The following is a 21,202-nucleotide window of genomic DNA, read 5'->3' as shown; positions in this document are numbered from 1 at the left end:
TCCTCCGCACCATTGTGCATCATCGACGTCACGTGGGCCAATACCGCGGTGTGGGCGACCCGCCGGTCGACGCTTCACGCCCGCGGATGTGCCTGGCGGTATCCTTCGCGCAGCCGTTCGATGGAGATGTGGGTGTAGAGCTGGGTGGTCTGCAGCGAGGAGTGGCCCAGCAGCTCCTGCACGCTGCGCAGGTCTGCGCCGCCGTCCAGCAGATGGGTGGCGGCCGTGTGGCGCAGCACGTGTGGCCCGCTGGCGGAGGTGTCCCCCAGGGCGGCCAGGGAGGTGTTCACCATCTCCCGGATCTGGCGCACGCCCAGGCGCCCCCCGCGCACGCCGAGGAACAGCGGGTCCTCGTGGCGAGGCCCCTCGGAACCCGTGGCCTCCGCCAGGTGTCGCCGGCCCTGGTCCAGCCACCGGCCCAGGGCGGTCCCGGCCGGCACCCCGAAGGGCACGGTGCGCTGCTTGCCGCCCTTGCCGGTGACCCTCAGGGTGCGCCGCTCATGGTCCACGTCCGCGCGGTCCAGTCCGGCCAGTTCCGAGACCCGCAGGCCCGTGGCGTAGAGCAGTTCGAGGATCGCGGCGTCACGCATCGCGACGGCGCGACGGCGGGCCTCTTCGACGGTGAGGTGTCCCGAGCGGTGCGTGACCTGCGCCTCCTCAGCCCGCGCCCGCCCCGGGCCGGGCCCGGGTGGTCGGTCTGCCGCCCGTTGAGTGGCCTGTCCCGCGGTCCGGTGTGGTTCCTGCCCCGCGGCCCGACCCCCTCCTGCCCCTGCGGCCTGGCCCGCGGCGTCCAGCAGCCGTCCGGCCTGGTCGGCGCTGAGGGCATCCGGCAGGGTGCCGGTCCGTTTCGGGGAGGTCAGCCGGAGTGACGGGTCCTGGTCCAGGTGCCCCTCGCGCACCGCCCAGGCCATGAAGACGCGCACGGAGGCCCCCTTCCGTGCCAGCGTGGAACGCGACCGCCCGGCGAGAGCCAGGCGTCCGAGCCACCCGCGCAGGTCCGGCAGGTCGATCTCCCCCAGGACGTCCGGCAGGGCACCGTCCTGGACCGGCAGCCCCGCGTGCCCGGCGATGTCCCGGACCAGTCCCTCGAGATCCGAGACGTAGGCGCGGACGGTCTGCGGGGACCGGTTCCGCTCATGCACCAGATACTCGGCGAACCCCTCCACCCAGGACCGATCCCGCTGCGACAGCCGTGGCGGGCGGGAGCGTTCCGGGGTGGCGGCATCTGGCGTGGCGGACATGGTCCCACTCTGCCACCGACAGGTCCGGACTAGCCGGATCGCCGCCGCCACCCGGCCGCCTGCTGGTCGGCCAGACCCTGACGGTGCAGCTTCTGGAGCACTCCCAGGACGGTCCCGGGACCCAGCCCGGCCACCGAGCAGAGCCGGTCCACCGGTGCCGCGTTGCGCATCGGCAACGCCTCGTACACCAGCAGCTCCTCCACGGTCAGGTGGTCATGCGGCCGGTCGTCCGCTGCGCCACCGGATCCACCGGAGGGCCCGGTCCCCGGGGTCCTTTGCCCCGGTGTGCCCGGACCGGATCCGGCCACCAGGCCTCCGGGCAGCAGTTCCAGGGCCTCCTCGACCTGGGTGACGATCACCGCCGGCGACTCCCGCAGCAGGCGGTGGCACCCGGCCGAGGTGGCCGAGGTGATGGGGCCGGGCACCACACCGAGGTCGCGGCCCAGTCCGAGTGCATGGCCCGCGGTGTTCTGCGCGCCGGATCGCCAGCGGGCCTCGACCACCAGCACGGCCCCGGACAGCGCGGCGATGAGCCTGTTGCGCTGGAGGAAGCGGTGCCGGGTGGGGCTGGTCCCCGGGGACATCTCGGACAGCAGCAGTCCACTCGAGGCGACGTCCCGCAGGAGCTGTTCGTTGCCGGCGGGGTAGAAGCGGTCGAGTCCGCCGGCCAGTACGGCGACCGTGGCGGGTTCCCCCGTGCCGGAGCCCAGGGCCGTCTGGTGGGCGAGGGCGTCGATCCCGTAGGCGCCACCGGACATCACCGTGATCCCCCGTGCACCGATCCCCCCGGTCAGCATGCGGGTCGCCGTCCGTCCGTAGGCACTCGCCTCCCGACTGCCGACGACGGCCAGGGTCCTCTCCGCCCGGGGCATCCCCCCGGTCCCGCGGTACCAGAGCGCCACGGGTGCCGCCGGCCCGAGGTCCTCGACGGCCGGGGGCCACCCCGGGTCGCCGGGGATGAGCAGGCCGCCGCCCAGGCGGTGCAGTGTCTCCAGGTCGCGTTCCGGGGCGAGCGTCCCCGACCGGGCGTTCCAGCGCTCCCGCCCGTTCCGCCAGCCCCGGCTCGTCAGCGGGGTCCCGGCGGACTGCACGGACAGGGAGAGTTCCTGGCGCTCGTCCGCGCTCGGCTGGTCCCGTCCGGTGAGGAGGTCGAGGGCCCGCACGGCACCCCATACCCGGACCGCGGACAGGCCGAGGACGTCCCCGGGGTCCACCAACCGGGTGAGGGCGGCCCGGGCGATGCGCTCGGCGTGTCCGGCCCGTTCGGTGCTCACGCGGCCTCCTCACCCTCGGTGCGGCGGCGCAGGTACAGGGCCGTGTCCACGTCCCCGGCCCCCGGCCGGTCCGCGCCCCGCAGGTCGGCGACCGTCCAGGCCAGGCGCATGACCCGCGCGTGACCTCGTGCGGTGAGCTCGGCCCGGTCCACGGCGGCATCCGCGGCGGCGCGCGCTCGCGGGTCCACGGCCAGCGGGCCGTCCCTCAGCAGGGTGGCGGGAGCGTGCGCGTTGCGGGTCAGCCCCAGCGGGGCCAGCCTCTCGTGCTGCCGCCGCACGGCCGCCAGCACGCGCCCGCGCACGGTGGCCGAGTCCTCCCCGGCCGGACCCGAGGTCAGTGCCGAGGCATCCACGGCGGGCACGGTCACCTGGATGTCCACGCGGTCCAGCAACGGACCGGACAAGCGGCCGGAATACCGCCGGCGCTGGAGAGAGGTGCACCGGCACCGGCTCCCGCGGCCGGCTCCCCACCCGCACGGGCAGGGGTTGGCCGCCAGCACGAGCTGGAACCGGGCCGGGTAGCGCACCGTCCCGCCGGAACGGTGCAGGGTGACCGTCCCGGACTCCAGCGGCTGGCGCAGGGCGTCGAGGACACGCCGGTCGAACTCGGGGGCCTCGTCCAGGAACAGCACCCCGCCGTGGGCGAGGGATGCCGCCCCGGGCCGCGCCACCCCGGAGCCGCCCCCGACCAGCGAGGCCATGGAGGCCGAGTGGTGGGGAGACTGGAACGGCGGGTTGCGGACCAGGCCCGTCGCCTCCCGGGCTCCCCCGCCCAGGGACCGCACCGCGGTGGCCTCCAGTGCCGTGCGGTCGTCCAGGGGCGGCAGGATCCCGGGGAGCCGTTCGGCCAGCATCGTCTTGCCGGCACCCGGACTGCCCTCCAGGAACAGGTGGTGGGCCCCGGCCGCCGCCACCTCCAGGGCGAACCGTGCCTCGTACTGCCCCGAGACGTCGGCCAGGTCCGCGGCCGCACCGGCCCAGGTCCCAGCCCCGTCCGCGGCGTCCGCACCCGTGCCCGGTCGGTCCTCGACCGGGGCCGCCGGCCCCGGGGGCATCACGGCGGTGAGCGGGGGCGCCTCCGGGACGCCACCGAAGGCACGGATGACGTCATGGAGCGTCCTGTACCCCCGCACCCGTGCCCCGGGGACCAGGCTGGCCTCGTCCACGGACTCCTCGGCCACGACGACCTCCGGGTAACCGGCGTCCACGGCGGCCATCACGCTGGGCAGGATGCCCGGCGCGTGGCGGAGCCGGCCGTCCAGGCCCAGCTCGGCCAGGAACACGGCGCCGTCGACGTGGCGCACCTGGCCGTCCGCGGCATACGAGGCCATGACGATGGCCAGGTCGAAGCCCGGCCCGCGCTTGTGCAGCGCCGCGGGCACCAGGTTCACGGTGAGGTGCCGCCGGGTGAGGGGCAGTCCGGAGTTCCGGGAGGCGGCCTTGATGCGGTCCCGGCTCTCCTGCAGGGACTGGTCCGGCAGGCCCAGCAGGACGAACCCCGGCAGCGTCTGGCCGATGTCCGCCTCCACCTCCACCAGGTGGCCGTGCATGCCGGTCAGGGCCACGGCGAGGGTCCGGCCCATGACCGGTGTCCTGCTCATGGCCGGACGTCCCGGAGCACCTCGACGCTCAGTCCCCCGCCGGAGGGCAGCAGCACCGAGACGGCGTCCACCCGCCAGCCCGCCAGCCTCCCCGCCTCCGGATGGGCCGCACCCCACTGGTGCGCCAGCCGGTACAGGCGTCTGAGCTTGCGGGGACTGATCGCCTCGAACGGGTGGCCGAACCCCGTGCCTCGCCGGGTCTTGACCTCCACGGCCACCCACCAGCCCTGGTGGATCGCCACGAGGTCCAGTTCACCGCCCGTGCCGCGCCAATTGCGGTCGACCAGCTGGTAGCCCTGGTCCTCGAGCCACCGGGCGGCCACGTCCTCGCCGAACCGGCCGAGCGCCGTGTGGGCCGCCGATGCCCCGGATCCGGTGCGCGACATTGCAGAGTGTTCCATTGCTCCACCTCCACCACCCAGCCTGACGCGGGCGGGGGCGGTGTGGGCCCCGGGAGGGCCCGACTGGGGATGGAGACCCGCAGGGGGCGGGATGTGGAGGAGCGGGCGGAGCGGATCAGCCCAGTGCCGGACCGTCCTGCGGCAACTGGAGGTCGTCGCGCTGCGGCAGTTCCTCGACGTTGACGTCCTTGAAGCTGAGGACCCGCACGCGCTTGACGAACCGGGCGGTCCGGTAGATGTCCCAGACCCAGGCGTCCTCCAGGAGCACCTCGAAGAAGACCTCCCCGCCCTCGGACCGCGCCGTGAGCTCCACGGCATTGGCCAGGTAGAACCGACGCTCGGTCTCCACCACGTAGCGGAACAGGCTGACCACGTCCCGGTACTCCCGGTAGAGCTGGAGCTCCATCTCGGCTTCGTAGTTCTCGAGTTCGTCGCCGCTCATGCCGTCCATTCTCCCCCGGTCCCCTCACCGGGGACGTCCCATGACAGGACGGGCTGCTCGGCGGCCACCGGCTCCGGCACCAGCCGCCAGCTCAGCCGGTGGTGCGGGCTCGGACCGCGCTCGATGAGGGCCTGGCGGTGGCCGGCCGCGGCGTAGCCCTTGTTGCCCTCCCAGCCGTAGACGGGATGTTCCCGGGCCAGCCGGATCATCAGTCCGTCCCGCTCGACCTTGGCCAGGATGGAGGCGGCGGCCACGGTCGCACACGTCGCATCGGCCTTGACCTGCAGGTGCACCCGGCCCGGCCCGGCCGACAGGGCGCGGCACGCATCGAGCGGCGCCCTGGGCAGGAAGTCGTCCCGGCCGTCCAGCAGCACCACGTCCGGCGGTGCCCCCAGGTCCTGGACCACGCGGTGCCAGGCCCGGCGTCCGGCCAGGGCCAGGGCCGCGGTGATCCCGTACCGGTCGATCTCTGCCGGCTCGGCGTGCCCGACGGCGGCCGCGGCCGCCCAGGCGAGCACCTGCGGGACCAGCGCCTCACGGCGCGCGGGGCTCAGGACCTTGGAGTCGCGCACCCCGGGGACGGGGCCGGCGTCGGGAAGGCGCACGACCACCACGCCGACGCTCACCGGTCCGGCCAGGGCTCCCCGGCCGACCTCGTCCATGCCGGCGACCAGGGCCCCGGGGACGGTGTCCCCTGCCAGCCGGGTGGCGACGAGCGAGGACTCCACGTCCAGGCCGGGCATCGTCACGGTCCGGCGGCGTGCGGGCCGACGGGCGGTGCGGGTGGTTGGGGTCGTGCTCATTCCGTCCCGCCGCCGGCTCCGGTCAGCGCCGGGTCTGGCTCGGGGACGGAGTCGAAGGCGTCCCGGTCGCCACCGGCGTCCCCCCAGCGGCTGAGGGGCCAGGCGATCACCTCGGCGCGGCCGGTGACATCGTCCAGGCTGATGAAGCCGTTGCCGGGTCCCTGCTGGTGCAGGCGGGAATCGGCGGAGGCGTCCCGGTGGTCGCCCATGACCCAGACGTGCCCCTCCGGGACAGTGACGTCGAAGGGCATGTCCGAGGGCGCTGACCCCGGGTGCAGGTACGGCTCCTCGACGGGCTCTCCGTTCACCGTCAGCTGGCCGGTGTCCGAGCAGCATTCCACGCGGTCCCCCGGCATGCCGATGATGCGCTTGACCAGGTGCTGCTCCGAGGAGTCCGGCATCAGGCCGATGAATTCCAGGCCCTCGCGCACCGGGTTGGCGGGCTGCGGGACCGGCTCACCGAGCCAGCCCTTGGTGTCCTGGAAGACGATGACGTCCCCCCGGTCGACCTCGAAGGGACCGGGCACCAGGAGGTTGACGAAGATCCGGTCGTTGACCTGGAGGGTCTGTTCCATCGAACCGGAGGGGATGTAGTAGGCGCGGAACAGGAAGGTCTTGACCAGGAACGAGGCCAGGATGGTGATCAGGACGATCAGGACGATCTCGCGCACGGCCAGCCAGAGCCGACGACCGGAGGACGGCTGAGTGGCCGTTCCGTCGCTGCTGTCCTGGGCCATCTCGCTGTCCTCTCCGCTGGTCCGGCTGTCCACTCTACCGCCCGTCCCCCGCCGGAATGTCCTCCCGGCGGCCGGGGGGCGAGACGACGGCATCGACCCTGCCGAGGACCATCGACTCCCGGATCATCCCGCCGCCGGGGGCGCCGAGCAGGGACCGCGAGTCCTCGGAGGCGTGGCGGTTGTCCCCCAGCAGGAACAGCCGGCCCTCGGGGACCTCGGCGGTGAACTCGATCCGGGAGGCCGGGGGCGGTCCGGCCAGGTAGTACTCGGGGACCGGGCGGCCGTCGACCTCGAGCAGTCCGGCCGCCGTGCAGCAGCTCACCGTGTCCCCCCCGACGCCGGCCACCCGCTTGACGTAGGCGGTGGTGTCCGGGGCCAGCCCCAGCCACTGCAGGGCGTCGCCGCCCCATCGCACCGGGGCCGGACGGGAGTCGTAGGGGGCGAAGCTGCCCTCTCCGTCCACCACGACCACGTCGCCGCGCTCCACCGGCGCCGAGGCATAGGCCTCCCGGTCCACGCTGATGCGGTCCCCCTCGCGCAGCAGGGGCTCCATGGAACCGGAGGGAATCAGGTACAGCTCCGCGACGGTGCTGCGCAGCAGGGCCGAGGCCAGCACCGCCGCAAGGACCACCGCGGCCACGGGCAGGGCCCAGCGTGGGGCCCGACGACGGTCGGCGCTGGCCGGGGTACGCGAAGGGCGCCGGCCCCCCGACGGGGACCGGCGCCCGGTGCGCGGCGACTCAGGCACGTGGGGCCGATCAGGCCTTCTTGTTGCCCTTGGAGGTCGCGAAGTCGCGCTTCTCCTTGATCTTGGCGGCCTTGCCGTGGCGGTCGCGCATGTAGTACAGCTTGGCGCGGCGCACGTCACCGCGAGTGACGAGTTCGATCTTGTCGATGACCGGGGAGTTCACCGGGAAGGTGCGCTCCACGCCGACGCCGAAGGAGACCTTGCGGACGCGGAAGGTCTCGCGGACGCCGTGGCCCTGGCGGCCCATCACGAAGCCCTGGAACACCTGGACGCGGGCGGTCTTGCCCTCGACGATGTTCACGTGCACCTTGACGGTGTCACCGGGACGGAAGTCGGGGACGTCGTTGCGCAGCGAGGCGGCATCGAGGGAGTCGAGGATATGCATGCTGATACTCCTGGTGGACGCCACAGGTCATCCACGTGATCGGTGGCGCGCCGGCCGTGACCCCGGTGCGGGGTGACGGGATGGGCGTGCCCAGGCTGTCGACCGGTCTGCCCCTGCTGGGCGCCGGCTGGCCATACTGTCGGCATCCGCCCCCTGTGGCAGGTCGGATGTCCAGTTGACACAGCGGCCCATTATGCCAGATCCGCGGGCCGGCATCCAGCCGGCGTCAGCCGGCGGCCGGCGTCAGCCGGCGTCGGCCTCCGCGGCGGGCAAGAGGTCGGGGCGGCGGGCCCGGGTACGTTCGAGCTGCTGGGCGTGGCGCCACGCGGCCACCCGTCCGTGGTCTCCCGAGAGCAGCACCTCGGGCACCTCGTGTCCGCGCCAGGAGGCGGGCTTGGTGTAGACCGGGTACTCCAGCAGGCCGTCGCTGTGCGATTCCTCCACGAGGGACTCGGGGTTGCCGACCACTCCGGGCACCAGGCGACCGATGGCCTCGATCATGGCCAGCGCGGCGACCTCCCCGCCGTTGAGGACGTAGTCACCCAGGGACACCAGGCGCACGTCGAACAGCTCACGCGCCCAGTGGAAGACCCGCTCGTCGATCCCCTCGTACCGCCCGCAGGCCACCACCAGATGGCTCGCGCCGGACAGCTCCTGGGCCAGGGACTGACGGAACGGCCGGCCCGAGGGGGTCGGGACCAGCAGGACGGGACGGTCCAGGGAGGCCGCGCGGCCGGCCTCGGCGATGGACTCGAGCGCCAGCGCCCACGGTTCGGGCTTCATCACCATGCCGGCGCCTCCGCCGTACGGGGTGTCGTCCACGGTGCGGTGGCGGTCGACGGTGTGCTCGCGCAGGTCGTGGACGTGGATGTCCAGCAGTCCGTCGCGGCGGGCCTTGCCGATCAGCGAGACGTCCAGGGCCGAGAGGTATTCCGGGAAGATGGTGACGACGTCGATCCTCACGGCTGTCCGGGCTCCTGCTCGTTGAGGGTCAGCAGCCCGGGCGGCGGGTCCAGGGTGACGGTGCCGGCATCGAGGTCGACCTCCGGCACGATCTCCTCCACGAAGGGCACCAGGGCCTCGGCCCCGGAGTCCAGCGTCACCTGCAGCAGGTCCTGCACCTCCCCGGTGACCAGGCCGCTCACGGCACCGACGCGCGCACCGTCGACGACGACGGAGAGGCCGATCAGGTCCTCCTCGTACCAGCCCTCGTCCTCCCCCGGCTCGTCCGGGGCGGCGAACAGCTCGGTGCCGCGCAGCTCCTCGGCACCGTTGCGGTCGGTGACCTCGTCGAAGGCCAGCAGCAGGATGTCCTTGTTCCAGCGCGCCCGGACGACGGTCAGGTTCCCGTCCCGGCCGCCGGAGCCCCTCCGCCCCTCGAGCACGGCCCCGGGCACGAAGCGCGATTCCGGGTCGTCCGTGTAGAGCTGGACGGTGACGTCACCGCGGATGCCGTGCGGCCTCCCGATCCGTGCCACCCGGACGCTGTCCTGTGGGCTGGTGGTGCTCTCGGGCATGGCGCGGGTTCCTCTCACTGGTGGTGCGGGGGCGGCCGGACGGTCCGGCCCGGGGACGGCAATGGCCCGCGCCCGGACGGATCCGGACACGGGCCATCATGTCATGCAACCGGCAGGGGCCGGGGCGGGACCGACCGGTGGCTACCGGCGGCGGTCCGTGTCCACCACGTCCACGCGGACCGGGTGGCCGGCCAGGCCGTCCAGGACGGTGCGCAGTGCGGTGGCGGTACGGCCCTGGCGGCCGATGACGCGGCCGAGGTCCGCGGGGTCCACGCGGACCTCGAGGACCTCGCCGCGCCGGTTGGTGCGCAGGTCCACCTGGACGTCATCGGGCGAATCCACGATTCCCCGGACCAGGTGTTCCAGCGCCTCCTGCAGCATGGTCACTCAGACTTCTCTTCGGCCGGGGCCTCGGTGGTCTCCTCGGCCGGAGCCTCGGCGGACTCCTCGGCCGGGGCCTCAGCGGCGTCCTTCTTGGGCGTGATGGCCTCGGGGATGATGACCGAGCCCTTCTGCGGGGCCACGAAGGGCTCCTTGGCCTTGGGGGATTTCAGGGTGCCCTCGGCGCCCGGCAGACCCTTGAACTTCTGCCAGTCACCGGTGATCTTCAGCAGCGCCATGACCTGCTCGGTGGGCTGGGCGCCCACGGAGAGCCAGTACTGGGCGCGCTCGGAGTTGACCTCGATGAACGAGGGCTCCTCGGTGGGGTGGTACTTGCCGATCTCCTCGATCGCCCGGCCGTCCCGGCGGGTGCGGGAGTCGGCGACGACGATACGGTAGAACGGTGCGCGCATCTTGCCGAAGCGCTTCAAACGGATCTTAACGGCCACGGGTGTGGTAGCTCCTGGTTCTTAGTCTGGGCGCAGCGCGGAAGCCGGCCGTGGGGTTGGCACGGGTCCCTGCCCTGCTGACAGAACGACCGTCCGGTGGATAGAGGGTCGCCCGGACGGCGGTTCAGTACCCGTACATTCTGCCAGATTCGCGGCGGATTCTCCTATTCGGACGAGGGCGCGTCCGCGGAGCCGGACTCGGAGAGCACCAGCAGGGTGTTCCACGGGTCGCGAACCTCCAGGCCCCGGTCGGTGCGCCGCGTGGCGCGCCCGGCGGTCCTCAGCCGGTCCTCGGCGGCCTCCAGGCCGTCACCCCGCGGCAGGGTCAGCTCCACGCTGCCCAGGCCCAGGGTGTTGCGGCGCGGCCCGACGCCGGTGGAATTCCAGGTGTTCATGGCCATGTGGTGGTGGTACCCGCCGGCGGAGACGAACAGCGCCATCGAACCCAGCGTCGTCGTCCTCTCGAAGCCCAGCTCGTCGACGTAGAAGTCCTCGGCCTGGTGCACGTCGCCGACCTGCAGGTGGACGTGACCGACCGAGGCCGGCGTGGTGCGCAGGCCCGCCACGGCGTCCTCCGTGAGGTGGGTGTCGAGGAAGCCGTCCCACGGCAGGTAGACGGTCGCCATCTCCACCTGGCCGTCGGCGCGCCAGGTCCAGGACTCGCGCGGGCGGTCGATGTAGAGCTCGATGCCGTTGTTGTCCGGGTCCTGGAAGTAGAAGGCCTCGGAGACGTAGTGGTCCGAGCTGCCCACGAACCTCGTCGGGTCGTGGCGCAGGGCGGAGTACACGGTCGCGGCCAGGTCGGCGGCCTGCTCGAAGAGGATGGCCACGTGGTACAGCCCGGCCTCACCCTCGGCCGGAAGCTTCAGGCCCCGCGCCTCCTCGATGCCGACCAGGGGGACGCCGGCCCGGCCCAGGACCACGTTGGGGCCGTCCTCGGCCACCGGCACCAGGCCCAGGGCCTGCTCGTAGTAGGAACGCAGCCGCGGGACGTCGTCCGTCCTCAGGGTGACCATGCCCATGGCCAGGCCGGACGGCAGCAACTCGTCCACGGGCCGGCCGCTGATGGGCCGGTGGTTCCGTGAGGCGGTCGCGGGGTCAACGGTGAGGGACATGCTGGGCTCCTGGATCTGCTCGGCTGCGGGGGTCCGGCGCCGGCCCTCTCGGGAACCGCGCCATCCCCCCTCACAACGCAGTTGATGCTTCAACTATTCCGTCGTGACCCGGGTGTGACGACCCTCTCCCCGCGATCCCACCGTTGCCGCATTGTTGCTGGCCAACTCCGCGTTCTCGGGCTTCAATGGTGGCGAGACCGGTCCGCCGGATCCCGCCATCTGCGATGCAGGCCTCATCACCGAGGCACTGACACCCCTATCCCCAGGAGGACCATCGTGAGCGGCCTACCGCCTATCCCCATCCACGCCACCGTCATCGACCTGCGGTCCATCGCCGCGGCCCATGAGGTGCCCATCGTGTACGTGCTCGACGAGTACATGCGGCAGCACCCCCACCAGGAACCGGCAACCCGCGCCCAGGGCGTGCGCTGACCGTCCGTCCGCACCGGAACCGGCCCATCGGCCCGGCCCGCCCGGACCGGGCCACCGGGTCACTGCCCGGGGCCACCGCCGAGGTACTTCTCGAACCCCTTGGGCAGGTTCAGCGACGACGGGTCGAATCCCGCGCCGTCGGCACCCTGGCCGAAGGCCGACCCCGGCACCTGCGGGGCCGAGCGCTTCCGGCGCTCCTCCAGCTCGCGCATCTCCTGGGCGGCCTTGGCCGGGTTGCCCGAACGGGGCTTGGCTTTCTTGCCCTTGCCCTTCCCCTTGCGCGCGCCACCGGCACCACCGGGCATTCCCGGCATCCCGGGCATGCCCCCGCCGGCGGCCATCTTCTTCATCATCTTCTGGGCCTGGCCGAAACGCTCCAGCAGGCCGTTGACCTCTGAGACCTGGACCCCGGATCCCCGGGCGATGCGGGCCCGGCGTGAACCGTTGATGATCTTGGGGGCCACCCGCTCGTGCGGGGTCATCGAGCGGATGATGGCCTCGATCCGGTCGACCTGGCGGTCGTCGAACTGCTCCAGCTGCTGACGCATGCCCTGGGCCCCGGGCATCATCATCAGGAGCTTCTTCATCGAGCCCATCTTCTTGATCTGCTGCATCTGGTCCAGGAAGTCGTCGAGGGTGAAGTCCTCCTGGTCGACGAACTTCCGGGCCATCTTCTCGGCCTCGGCCTTGTCCCAGCTGCGCTCGGCCTGCTCGATCAGGCTCATCACGTCGCCCATGTCCAGGATGCGCGAGGCCATCCGGTCCGGGTGGAACACCTCGAAGTCGTCCAGGTTCTCACCCGTGGACGCGAACATGACCGGCTTGCCCGTCACCGAGCGCACCGAGAGCGCGGCACCGCCGCGCGCGTCGCCGTCGAGCTTGGACAGCACCACGCCCGTGAAGCCGACGCCCTCGTTGAAGGCCTGTGCGGTGGCCACCGCGTCCTGGCCGATCATGGCGTCGAGGACGAACAGGACCTCGTCCGGCTGGACGGCGGCACGGATGTCCGCGGCCTGGCGCATCAGTTCCTGGTCCACGCCGAGTCGGCCGGCCGTGTCGATGATCACGATGTCGTTGTAGCGGGCCCGGGCCTCGGCCACGCCGTCGCGGGCCACCTGCACCGGATCGCCCGTGGCGTCCTCGAACTCACTGGAGACGCCGGGGTGCGGGGCGAAGACGGGGACACCGGCGCGCTCACCGTTGATCTGCAGCTGGCGCACGGCGTTGGGCCGCTGCAGGTCGGCGGCGACCAGCATCGGGGTGTGCCCCTGCCCCTTGAGGTGCCGGGAGAGCTTGCCGGCCAGCGTGGTCTTGCCCGCGCCCTGCAGGCCCACCAGCATGATGACGGTCGGCGGGTTCTTGGCCAGGTGCAGCCGGCGGGTCTCGCCGCCGAGGATGTTCACCAGCTCGTCGTTGACGATCTTGACGACCTGCTGGCCCGGGTTCAGGGCCTGGCTGACCTCCTCGCCGAGGGAGCGCTCCTTGATGTGGCCGATGAATTCCCGCACCACCGGGACGGCGACGTCTGCGTCCAGCAGGGCCCGCCGGATCTCGCGGGCCGTGGCGTCGATGTCCGCCTCGGACAGTCGCCCCTTGCCCTTCAGGTTCTTGAAGGTGGCGGCCAGGCGGTCGGACAGGGAGTTGAACACGGCGGGGCACTTTCCTTCGGTGTGCGGTGCGGGCCCGGGAGGACCCGCGCTGGGAATCATGCTGCGGGCGGCGGCTCCCGGCGACGACGGCGGGGCGGGCCGCGACGTGCGGCCCGCCCCGTGAGCGGGTGCCTCAGCGCGGCCGTGACCGCCGTGGGCGGAAACTACCGGTTTCCAAGGGTATCAACCCTTTCCCGTGCCGCGGGCGGCACGGCGCCCGGCGCCGGGGCGGTGACCGGCTCGGCGGCCTCGGCCGGGGAGTTCGCCGCGTAGGCGGTACCCATGCCGCCACCGCCGAACTCGTAGGCGATCTCGGCGTGCTGGGCCTGGTCGATCCCCATCTCCTCGTCCTCCGGGGTGACGCGCCAGCCCATGACGGCCTTGAGCAGGGCGCCGATGACGAGGGTCACCACGCCGGCGTAGACGACGGCGACCAGCACGGCCACGACCTGTGCCAGCAGCAGCGAGGCATCGCCGCCGTAGAACAGCCCGGCCCGGCCGTCCTCCATGGGCAGGCCCAGCAACCCGATCAACACGGTGCCGAGGATGCCGGCCACCAGGTGCAGGCCGACGACGTCGAGGGAGTCGTCGAAGCCGAGCTTGTACTTCAGGCCCACGGCCAGGGCACAGGCCACGCCGGCGAGCAGCCCGATGATCACCGCGCCGACCGGGTCGACGTAGGCGCAGGCCGGGGTGATGGCCACCAGGCCGGCCACGATGCCCGAGGCGGTGCCGATCGAGGTCGCCCGGTGGCCGCGGAGGGTCTCGGTGACGGTCCAGCCGAGCATGGCCGCCGCGGGGGCCGCCAGGGTGTTGACCCAGATGAGGCCCGCCTGGGCGGCGTCGGAGGCGGCACCGCCGTTGAAGCCGAACCAGCCGAACCACAGCACGGCGGCGCCCAGCATCACGAAGGGGATGTTGTGGGGGCGGTGGCCGGGGTCGGTGCCGAAGCCCTGGCGCTTGCCCAGCAGCAGCGCCAGGACCAGGGCGGCCACGCCGGCGGAGATGTGCACCACGAGGCCGCCGGCGAAGTCGACGGCCTCGCCGATCGCACCGCCGATGGCACCCTCAGCCCCCAGCAGCCCGCCGCCCCACACCATGAAGGCCAGGGGGCAGTACACGAGGGTGACCCAGACGGGAACGAAGACGACCCAGGTGCTGAACTTGGCCCGGTCGGCGATCGCCCCGGAGATCAGGGCCACCGTGATGATGGCGAAGGTCGCGCCGAAGCCGATGCCGATCAGGTCCTCGGTGCCGACGGCACCGTAGAGCCCGACGTCGGTGAGGGGGTTGCCGAACATCTGGGCGATGCCCTCGCCCCCGCTCATGTTGTAGCCCCACAGCACCCAGACCACGGCGACGAGCCCGATCGAGATGAAGGACATCATCATCATGTTCAGCGAGGCCTTGGCGCGCGTCAGGCCGCCGTAGAAGAAGGCCAGTCCCGGAGTCATCAGCAGGACCAGTCCGGCGCACACCATCGTCCAGACATGGCCGGCTGTCAGTTCTATCGCTTCCACGGCACGTTCCTCTCTCACCTGTTCCGGGGCCGGGGGTGGCATCACCGGGCTTGGGTTAAAGAGTGCGGGCACCGTGTTTCACGGTGCCCGCAGCGGTGTTTCGGGTGTGTGACGAACCGGGGGATCGCGTTACCGGCTCGTTTCGGCTCAGTCCTCGAGGAGTGCGTCCACGAAGCCCTCGGCCTGGAACGGGGCGAGGTCGTCCGGGCCCTCGCCGAGGCCGATGAGCTTCACCGGCACGCCGAGCTGGCGCTGGATGGCCACCACGATGCCGCCCTTGGCGGTGCCGTCCAGCTTGGTCAGCACGATGCCGGTGACGTCGACGACCTCGGCGAACACCTTGGCCTGGCTCAGCCCGTTCTGGCCGGTGGTCGCGTCCAGCACGAGCAGGACCTCGTCCACGGTCGCCTGCTTCTCGATGACGCGCTTGATCTTGCCCAGCTCGTCCATCAGGTTGGCCTTGTTCTGCAACCGTCCCGCGGTGTCGACGATGACCACGTCGGCCTCCTGGTCGATGCCGGTCCTCACGGCGTCGAAGGCCACCGAGGCGGGATCCGCCCCGTCCTCCTCGGACCGGACGGTGTCCACGCCGACGCGGGCGCCCCAGGTGGCCAGCTGTTCGGCTGCCGCGGCGCGGAAGGTGTCGGCGGCGCCGAGCACCACCTGCCGGTCCTCGGCCACCAGCACGCGGGCGATCTTGCCGACGGTGGTGGTCTTGCCGACGCCGTTGACGCCGACGACCATCATCACGGCCGGGCGGCCGTCCTTGCGGGAGGCGTCGAGGCGGCGGTCCATGGTCGGGTCGACCATCCGCACCAGTTCCTCCCGCAGCATGCCCTTGACGTGCTGCGGGTCCCGGGAGCCCTCGACGGTGACGCGCTCGCGCAGCCTGTCCACCAGCTCCATGGTGGGCTCGGTGCCGAGGTCGGCCAGCAGCAGCGTCTCCTCGACCTCGTCCCAGACGTCGTCCGTGATGTTGTCCGTGGACAGCAGGGCGAGCAGCCCCTTGCCGAAGATGTTGTTGGACTTGGCCAGCCGGGCTCGGAGCCGCGCCAGGCGGCCGGCCGCGGGCGCGGGCCGCTCGAGTTCCGGCGCGGCGGGGGCCTCGGGCTCGGCGACGGCCGTGCCGGCGTCGACGCGGTCCTCGTCGATCAGCCCGGAGTCGGCCGCGGCCACGTCCCCGACGACGGTCTGGTCGGCCTCGGGCCGGTCCAGGACGGCCGTCGAGCCGCCCCCGGCCGGGTCATTGGGGTCACGGGTGGTGGGATAGGTGCCCGCCGGCAGCCTCGGCCGCCGGTCCAGGAACAGCAGCAGGCTGATGCCCACGATGAGGATGACAGCAACGGAGATCAGAATGATGGGGTCCACCGCTCCAGTCTGTCACAGCGAGGTGTCCCGGGTGCTCGTGGGAGGATGGTGGATATGGCACGCGCGAAGGGGGAACAGCTCCCCATCCCCCGGGAGATCAAGGTCCTCATCGCCGCGGCCTTCATCATCGCCATCGGATTCGGCATCATCGCCCCGGTGCTGCCCCAGTACGCCCAGTCCTTCAACGCCTCCGCGACCGCGGTGTCCGCGGTGGTGTCCGCCTTCGGGCTGACCCGGCTGCTGTTCGCCCCGTTCTCCGGCCGTGCCACCAACCGGTTCGGCGAGACCCCGATGTACATGACCGGGGTGCTCATCGTGGCGGCCTCGATGTTCCTCATCGCCTTCTCCCAGGAGTACTGGCAGCTGCTGGTGTTCCGGGCCCTCGGGGGGATCGGCTCGACCCTGTTCACGGTGTCCGCGATGGCCTTCCTGGCCCGCAAGTCACCGCCCACCATCCGCGGACGGGTGTCCGGGGCGTATGCCTCGGCCTTCCTCATCGGCAACATCGCCGGGCCGGTGGTCGGCTCACTGCTGGCCGTCTTCGGCTACCGGGTGCCGTTCCTGATCTACGGCACCTCCCTGGTGATCGCCGCCGGGCTGGTGTTCGTGCTGTTGCGGGACTCCCGCCTCGCGGACCGCGGCAAGCCGGACACCCGGCCGACGATGCAGGTCGCCCAGGCCTGGGAGAACCACTCCTACCGGGCCGCATTGACGTCCTTCTTCGCCAACGGCTGGGCCACCTTCGGCATCCGCAACTCCCTGACCCCCCTGCTGGCGGCCACCGCGTTCACGGGAGCCGGATTCTGGCTGGACGGCCCGCAGATCGCCGGCGCCGCACTGTCACTGTTCGCCGCCGGCAACATCGTGGCGGTGACCTTCTCCTCACGGCTCTCAGACGTGCACGGGCGCAAGCCCCTGATCATCATCGGACTGCTCGTGGCCGCCGTCGGCACCGCCTTCATCGGCTGGATGCAGGATCCGTGGCTGTTCCTGGCACTGTGCGTCGTCGCCGGGGCGGGCACCGGCCTGCTCAACGCACCCCAGCAGGCCTCCATCGCCGACCTCGTCGGACAGGACCGCAAGGCCGGCCCGGTGATGTCCACGGCCCAGATGGCGGCCGACCTCGGGGCGATCTCGGGCCCGCTGATCGCCGGGCTGGTCGTGGACGCGGCCGGTTTCGGCTGGGCGTTCGCCCTGACCGGCGGCATCCTGGCGGTGGGCGCGATCGCGTGGGCCTTCGCCCCGGAGACCAACCTGCCCATCGCCCCGGGCGGACCGCGCACCGGCGCGCTGCCGAAGGTCAGTCCCCCGGAGACGTCCGGGCAGCGTCCAGACGCTGGCTGATCACGGTGCTCACGCCGTCGCCCCGCATCGAGACGCCGTAGAGGGCGTCGGCGACCTCCATGGTCCGCTTCTGGTGGGTGATGATGATCAGCTGGCTGTCCTGCTGCAGCTCGCGGAAGATCTCCAGCAGTCGTCCGAGGTTGGTGTCGTCCAGGGCGGCCTCCACCTCGTCCATGACGTAGAACGGGCTGGGGCGGGCCTTGAAGATGGCCACCAGCATCGCCACCGCGGCCAGGGACCGCTCCCCGCCCGAGAGCAGGGAGAGCCGCTTGACCTTCTTGCCGGCCGGCCGGGCCTCGACCTCGACGCCGGACTCCAGCAGGTTCTCCGGGTCCGTGAGGAAGAGCCGTCCCTCGCCACCCGGGAACAGGGTGCCGAAGACGTGCTGGAACTGGGCGGCCGTGTCCTCGAAGGCCGAACGGAAGACGCGCAGCACCGTGTCGTCCACGTCCTGGATGATCTTCAGCAGGTCCCGGCGGCTGGCGTCGAGGTCCTGCAGCTGACCGGTCAGGAACCGGTGGCGTTCCTCCACGGCCGCGAATTCCTCCAGGGCCAGCGGGTTGACCCGGCCGAGGGCCGCCAGTTCCCGCTCGGCCCGGCGCAATCGCCTCTGCTGCTCCGCCCGGTCGTACGGGACGGTTCCCACCATCGCGGTCGTCTCCCCCGCCTCTCCCCCACCGGGGGCCTGCTCCGTCCGGGCCACGGAGGCCGGGTCCTGCCCGTCCTCGGTGGCCTCCGTCCCGGGATCGGCCCCGCGCGCACCGGCTGCGGTGGCGGGCGGCGCCAGCGGGACCGGCACGTGCGGCCCGTAGTGCTCGATGAGGAACTCCGGCGTCATCCCCAGGTCCTCCCGGGCGCGCTCGATGAGCTGGTCCAGGCGCAGCTGGTGCTCCTGGCGGTCCATCCGCGCCGCGTGCAGGCGGTCCTTGGCCCGGGCCACGGCGGAGCGGTGCTGTTCCGCGGCCCGCTGGAGGCGCTGGCGCTCGGCGGCGAGGTCCTCGCCCTGCCGGTCGAGGTCGGTCCGGTCCCGGTCGGCACGGGCGACGGCCGCCTCCAGCCGCTCCAGGCCCTGGGACAGCGCCGAGGACACCGCCGCGATGCGGGTCAGCCAGGCCAGCCGGGTCCGTTCGGCCCGTTCGCGTTCGCGGTGGGCCAGGGTGGAGGCCGAGACCTGCCGCCGGGCCTGCTCGGCCCGGGACGATGCCTGTGCGTGGAGCGTCTCGGCGGCACGCAGGGCCAGCCGGGCCTCCGTCTCACGGTGCCGGGACTGTCCGGCGCGGTGTTCCGCGGCGTCCCGGGCGGCCGGGTCGGGCTCGGCGGACGTCCGCTCGCGCGCCCCGGTCACCTCCACGCCGGGCAGGGACGGATCCGCTGACCCGTCGGCGCGGGTGTCGGTCCCGGTGTCCTCGGCCACGTCCCCGTCAACGCCCCCGGCCTGGGCCGCGACCGTCACCCGGGCCCGGTCCTCGGCCGCGGCGACGGCGGCCGTCGCCTCCGCCAGCCGGTCCTGCAGCCCGGCGAGCTCGGCACGCTGGCGGCGGGCGCCCTCGTGGGCACCGGCCAGCTGCTCGTTGAGCCGCGCCAGCTGTTCGGTGACGGCCGTGAAGCGGGCGTCCGAGGCGTTCAAGGCATCCAGCGCGGACCGCTCGGCGGCCTCGGCCTCCCGGACCTCCCGGTCCAGGCCCGCCCGGCGGAACCGCAGGCGCTCCACCTCGTGACCCGCCTCCGCGGCGGCCCGGGTGGCTTCGTCCGCGGCGGCCTGGCGCTCCAGGCGGCTGCCGGCACCGGAACCGCGCGCGTCGGTCCAGCCGGGTCCCACCACGTGCCCGTCCCGCGTGGCCAGGCGCAGCGGGGCACCGTGCAGCCGGCCGGGTAGGAGCCCGGAGTCCAGCCAGGCCACGGCGGCGTCCAGGTCCTCCACCAGCGCCGTGCCGGCGAGCAGGGTGCGCACGGTGCCGGCCAGTCCCGTCCCGGCACCCGGAGCGTCCATGGTCACCACGGCCAGGGCGTCCACGAGCCCCTCGGGCAGGGCCTGTGCTGTGCTCCCGGGGTCCTGGTGACCGCGGGGCTCACCCGAGTACAGCAACCTCGCGTCACCGGCCCCCTCCTCGCCCAGCCGGCCCGCGGCCTCGACGGCGTCGGCGGCCGAACCGTGACCGGGCAGGACCAGCTGGTCCGCCGGTCCGCCCAGGGCCGCCGCGACGGCCGCCTCCCACCCTCCGTCCACGTGCAGGACCTCGGCGAGCGCGACCGGTGCGAGGTCGGCGAGCGCCGTCACGGCTGCGCCCGCCTCGGGCTCGAGCGCCTCCACCAGGGCGTCCCGGCGGGCGATCGCCGCCCCCTGGGCGGACTCCGCCGCGGCCAGGGTCTCCTCGAGGCGGCGCAGGCGGTCGCGGAGCTCGTCGGCCGTGCCGGAGGCCTGCTCGTAGGCGGCGTCCAGTTCCTCCTCGGACTCGAGCGAGCCGGCCAGCCGGTCCTGCTGGTCGGTGAGTTCGGCACGCAGGGAGGCCGCCGCCGCCTCGGTCTCGGCCAGCCGCGTCCGGACCCGCTCGGCCTGTGCCCGCAGGGCCCGTTCGGTGGCCTGAGCGGCCTCGACGCGGCCGGCGGCGACGGCGGCCTCCCGGCGCCGGTCGGCGGCCTCCTGCACCAGCCGCGTGTAGGCGTCGGAGGCGCGACGGGCCTCCTGCTCGGCCTGGTCGCGGTCCCGGCTGGCCTCCTCCAGCTCCCGGCGCGCCTGGCCCACCCCGGCGGCGGCGGTCTTGGCCTCGACGGCGGCGCGGCGGGCCAGGTCCTCGGCCGTGTCCGGGTCAGGGCCCGCGGGGGCCGGCGCCGGGGTGCGGCGGGACCGTTCGCGCTCGGCGGCCACTGCGGCCAGGGAACGGTAGCGCTCGGCCAGGGTGGAGAGCTGGTACCAGTGCTCGCGGGCGGCCGTCGAGGCATGGGCCGCCGTGGCCTGGCGGGCGGCGACGGCTGCGGCGGCCTCCTCGGCGAGGGTCACCTCGGCCTCGGCCTGGGACACCGCCTCCTCGAGGTCCCGGTCGCCGGCGCCCAGTCGTTCCAGTTCGGCCTGCTGGCGGTGCACGTCGTCGGCCAGCAGCCGCGAGCGGGCGTCCCGGACGTCGAACTGGATGCGCTGGGCCTTCCGGGCGGTCGTGGCCTGCTTCGACAGCGGTCCGAGCTGGCGGCGGACCTCCTCGGACAGGTCCCGGACGCGGTCGAGGTTGCCGCGCATCGACTCGAGCTTGCGGACACTGCGTTCCTTGCGCCGCCGGTGCTTGAGGACACCGGAGGCCTCCTCGATGAAGCCGCGCCGCTCCTCCGGGCTGGCCTGCAGGATCCGGTCGAGCTGGCCCTGACCGACGATCACGTGCATCTCGCGGCCCAGGCCGGAGTCGGAGAGCAGTTCCTGGATGTCCAGCAGGCGGCAGGACGAGCCGTTGATGGCGTACTCGGAGCCCCCGTTGCGGAACAGGGTGCGCGAGATGGTGACCTCGGAGTACTCGATCGGCAGGGCGCCGTCGGAGTTGTCGATGGTCAGGGAGACCTGGGCGCGGCCCAGCGGGGACCGCCCCGAGGTGCCGGCGAAGATGACGTCCTCCATCTTCCCGCCGCGCAGGTTCTTCGCGCCCTGCTCCCCCATCACCCAGGCCAGGGCGTCCACCACGTTCGACTTGCCCGAGCCGTTGGGGCCCACCACGGCGGTCACGCCCGGTTCGAAGTGGAAGGTGGTGGCCGAGGCGAAGGACTTGAAGCCGCGGACGGTCAGGGTCTTGAGGTACATGGGTCCGGTTCGGG

Annotated in this window: 20 protein-coding genes; 2 read left to right on the top strand and 18 right to left on the bottom strand. The window is 72.9% G+C overall.

Annotated features, from left to right (window positions below; translation table 11 throughout):
• Window positions 1-74: 74 nt before the first annotated feature.
• From PLJ28_RS07025 to PLJ28_RS06960, 14 genes are all read right to left on the bottom strand, one after another.
• Window positions 75-1,166 (bottom strand): tyrosine recombinase XerC, encoded by a 1,092-nt coding sequence (locus PLJ28_RS07025; RefSeq protein WP_298045602.1) that lies wholly within the window; start codon window positions 1,164-1,166, stop codon window positions 75-77.
• Window positions 1,167-1,270: 104 nt separating this feature from the next.
• Window positions 1,271-2,515: a DNA-processing protein DprA gene (locus PLJ28_RS07020; RefSeq protein ID WP_298045594.1), complete on the bottom strand. Its 1,245-nt coding sequence runs from the start codon at window positions 2,513-2,515 to the stop codon at window positions 1,271-1,273.
• Window positions 2,512-4,116: a YifB family Mg chelatase-like AAA ATPase gene (locus PLJ28_RS07015; protein WP_298045596.1), complete on the bottom strand. Its 1,605-nt coding sequence runs from the start codon at window positions 4,114-4,116 to the stop codon at window positions 2,512-2,514. The genes PLJ28_RS07020 and PLJ28_RS07015 overlap by 4 nt, the downstream gene beginning before the upstream one ends.
• The gene (locus tag PLJ28_RS07010; RefSeq protein WP_141566095.1) at window positions 4,113-4,517 is read right to left on the bottom strand and encodes a YraN family protein; all 405 of its coding nucleotides are present in this window, start codon (window positions 4,515-4,517) and stop codon (window positions 4,113-4,115) included. Before PLJ28_RS07010 ends, PLJ28_RS07015 begins: the two co-directional genes overlap by 4 nt.
• A 115-nt stretch (window positions 4,518-4,632) precedes the next feature.
• Window positions 4,633-4,959, bottom strand: coding sequence for a DUF2469 domain-containing protein (locus PLJ28_RS07005; RefSeq protein WP_183524860.1), 327 nt, complete (start codon window positions 4,957-4,959; stop codon window positions 4,633-4,635).
• Window positions 4,956-5,762 (bottom strand): ribonuclease HII, encoded by an 807-nt coding sequence (gene rnhB, locus PLJ28_RS07000; RefSeq protein WP_255459413.1) that lies wholly within the window; start codon window positions 5,760-5,762, stop codon window positions 4,956-4,958. Before rnhB ends, PLJ28_RS07005 begins: the two co-directional genes overlap by 4 nt.
• Window positions 5,759-6,499: a signal peptidase I gene (gene lepB, locus PLJ28_RS06995; protein WP_183524858.1), complete on the bottom strand. Its 741-nt coding sequence runs from the start codon at window positions 6,497-6,499 to the stop codon at window positions 5,759-5,761. The genes rnhB and lepB (PLJ28_RS06995) overlap by 4 nt, the downstream gene beginning before the upstream one ends.
• Window positions 6,500-6,533: 34 nt before the next feature.
• Entirely contained in the window at window positions 6,534-7,139 is a 606-nt protein-coding gene (gene lepB, locus PLJ28_RS06990; RefSeq protein ID WP_183524856.1) for a signal peptidase I, read from the bottom strand.
• Between the two features lie 118 nt (window positions 7,140-7,257).
• Window positions 7,258-7,632, bottom strand: a complete 375-nt coding sequence (rplS, locus tag PLJ28_RS06985; protein ID WP_010145118.1) for a 50S ribosomal protein L19 — start codon at window positions 7,630-7,632, stop codon at window positions 7,258-7,260.
• Between the two features lie 243 nt (window positions 7,633-7,875).
• Window positions 7,876-8,595 carry a tRNA (guanosine(37)-N1)-methyltransferase TrmD gene (gene trmD / locus PLJ28_RS06980; RefSeq protein WP_183524854.1) on the bottom strand — a complete coding sequence of 240 codons (720 nt, stop codon included), beginning with the start codon at window positions 8,593-8,595 and terminating at the stop codon, window positions 7,876-7,878.
• A complete protein-coding gene (gene rimM / locus PLJ28_RS06975) occupies window positions 8,592-9,149 on the bottom strand; it encodes a ribosome maturation factor RimM (RefSeq protein ID WP_183524852.1) in 558 nt (185 codons plus the stop codon). The genes trmD and rimM overlap by 4 nt, the downstream gene beginning before the upstream one ends.
• Before the next feature lie 141 nt (window positions 9,150-9,290).
• Window positions 9,291-9,530 (bottom strand): RNA-binding protein, encoded by a 240-nt coding sequence (locus PLJ28_RS06970; RefSeq protein WP_029139284.1) that lies wholly within the window; start codon window positions 9,528-9,530, stop codon window positions 9,291-9,293.
• A 2-nt stretch (window positions 9,531-9,532) separates the two neighbouring features.
• Window positions 9,533-9,979: a 30S ribosomal protein S16 gene (gene rpsP / locus PLJ28_RS06965; RefSeq protein ID WP_183524849.1), complete on the bottom strand. Its 447-nt coding sequence runs from the start codon at window positions 9,977-9,979 to the stop codon at window positions 9,533-9,535.
• Between the two features lie 164 nt (window positions 9,980-10,143).
• Complete coding sequence (locus PLJ28_RS06960) at window positions 10,144-11,094, bottom strand: VOC family protein (RefSeq protein ID WP_183524846.1); 951 nt, start codon at window positions 11,092-11,094, stop codon at window positions 10,144-10,146.
• A gap of 276 nt (window positions 11,095-11,370) precedes the next feature.
• Here PLJ28_RS06960 and PLJ28_RS06955 point away from each other — a divergent pair, with 276 nt between their 5' ends.
• Entirely contained in the window at window positions 11,371-11,526 is a 156-nt protein-coding gene (locus PLJ28_RS06955) for a hypothetical protein (RefSeq protein WP_183524843.1), read from the top strand.
• 59 nt (window positions 11,527-11,585) lie between these two features.
• On the opposite strand, the gene ffh is transcribed toward PLJ28_RS06955, so the two are convergent.
• The 3 genes from ffh to ftsY all read right to left on the bottom strand — a co-directional run bounded on the left by ffh (window position 11,586) and on the right by ftsY (window position 16,063).
• Complete coding sequence (gene ffh / locus PLJ28_RS06950; RefSeq protein WP_183524840.1) at window positions 11,586-13,175, bottom strand: signal recognition particle protein; 1,590 nt, start codon at window positions 13,173-13,175, stop codon at window positions 11,586-11,588.
• Between the two features lie 164 nt (window positions 13,176-13,339).
• Window positions 13,340-14,686 (bottom strand): ammonium transporter, encoded by a 1,347-nt coding sequence (locus PLJ28_RS06945; protein ID WP_298045688.1) that lies wholly within the window; start codon window positions 14,684-14,686, stop codon window positions 13,340-13,342.
• 156 nt (window positions 14,687-14,842) lie between these two features.
• Entirely contained in the window at window positions 14,843-16,063 is a 1,221-nt protein-coding gene (gene ftsY, locus PLJ28_RS06940) for a signal recognition particle-docking protein FtsY (protein ID WP_183524836.1), read from the bottom strand.
• Between the two features lie 54 nt (window positions 16,064-16,117).
• Here ftsY and PLJ28_RS06935 point away from each other — a divergent pair, with 54 nt between their 5' ends.
• Window positions 16,118-17,407 (top strand): MFS transporter, encoded by a 1,290-nt coding sequence (locus tag PLJ28_RS06935; protein ID WP_183524833.1) that lies wholly within the window; start codon window positions 16,118-16,120, stop codon window positions 17,405-17,407.
• Here PLJ28_RS06935 and PLJ28_RS06930 read toward each other — a convergent pair.
• The gene (locus tag PLJ28_RS06930) at window positions 17,364-21,188 is read right to left on the bottom strand and encodes an AAA family ATPase (RefSeq protein ID WP_324590003.1); all 3,825 of its coding nucleotides are present in this window, start codon (window positions 21,186-21,188) and stop codon (window positions 17,364-17,366) included. The two genes, PLJ28_RS06935 and PLJ28_RS06930, sit on opposite strands and share 44 nt — an antisense overlap.
• Between the last annotated feature and the right edge of the window lie 14 nt (window positions 21,189-21,202).

The organism is Citricoccus sp., from assembly GCF_035445025.1.
In the GTDB taxonomy this organism is placed as follows: domain Bacteria; phylum Actinomycetota; class Actinomycetes; order Actinomycetales; family Micrococcaceae; genus Citricoccus.
The sequence above is the reverse complement of the archived record's forward strand: the minus strand, read 5'-3'. Positions and strand labels throughout refer to the sequence as shown.

Coding starts and splice junctions, on each gene's coding strand:
- PLJ28_RS07015 (WP_298045596.1), bottom strand. CDS start 4,116: ATGAGCAGGACACCGGTCATGGGCCGGACCCTCGCCGTGGCCCTGACC.
- PLJ28_RS07010 (WP_141566095.1), bottom strand. CDS start 4,517: ATGGAACACTCTGCAATGTCGCGCACCGGATCCGGGGCATCGGCGGCC.
- PLJ28_RS07005 (WP_183524860.1), bottom strand. CDS start 4,959: ATGAGCGGCGACGAACTCGAGAACTACGAAGCCGAGATGGAGCTCCAG.
- rnhB (WP_255459413.1), bottom strand. CDS start 5,762: ATGAGCACGACCCCAACCACCCGCACCGCCCGTCGGCCCGCACGCCGC.
- lepB (WP_183524858.1), bottom strand. CDS start 6,499: ATGGCCCAGGACAGCAGCGACGGAACGGCCACTCAGCCGTCCTCCGGT.
- rplS (WP_010145118.1), bottom strand. CDS start 7,632: ATGCATATCCTCGACTCCCTCGATGCCGCCTCGCTGCGCAACGACGTC.
- rimM (WP_183524852.1), bottom strand. CDS start 9,149: ATGCCCGAGAGCACCACCAGCCCACAGGACAGCGTCCGGGTGGCACGG.
- PLJ28_RS06970 (WP_029139284.1), bottom strand. CDS start 9,530: ATGCTGCAGGAGGCGCTGGAACACCTGGTCCGGGGAATCGTGGATTCG.
- PLJ28_RS06960 (WP_183524846.1), bottom strand. CDS start 11,094: ATGTCCCTCACCGTTGACCCCGCGACCGCCTCACGGAACCACCGGCCC.
- PLJ28_RS06935 (WP_183524833.1), top strand. CDS start 16,118: ATGGCACGCGCGAAGGGGGAACAGCTCCCCATCCCCCGGGAGATCAAG.
- PLJ28_RS06930 (WP_324590003.1), bottom strand. CDS start 21,188: ATGTACCTCAAGACCCTGACCGTCCGCGGCTTCAAGTCCTTCGCCTCG.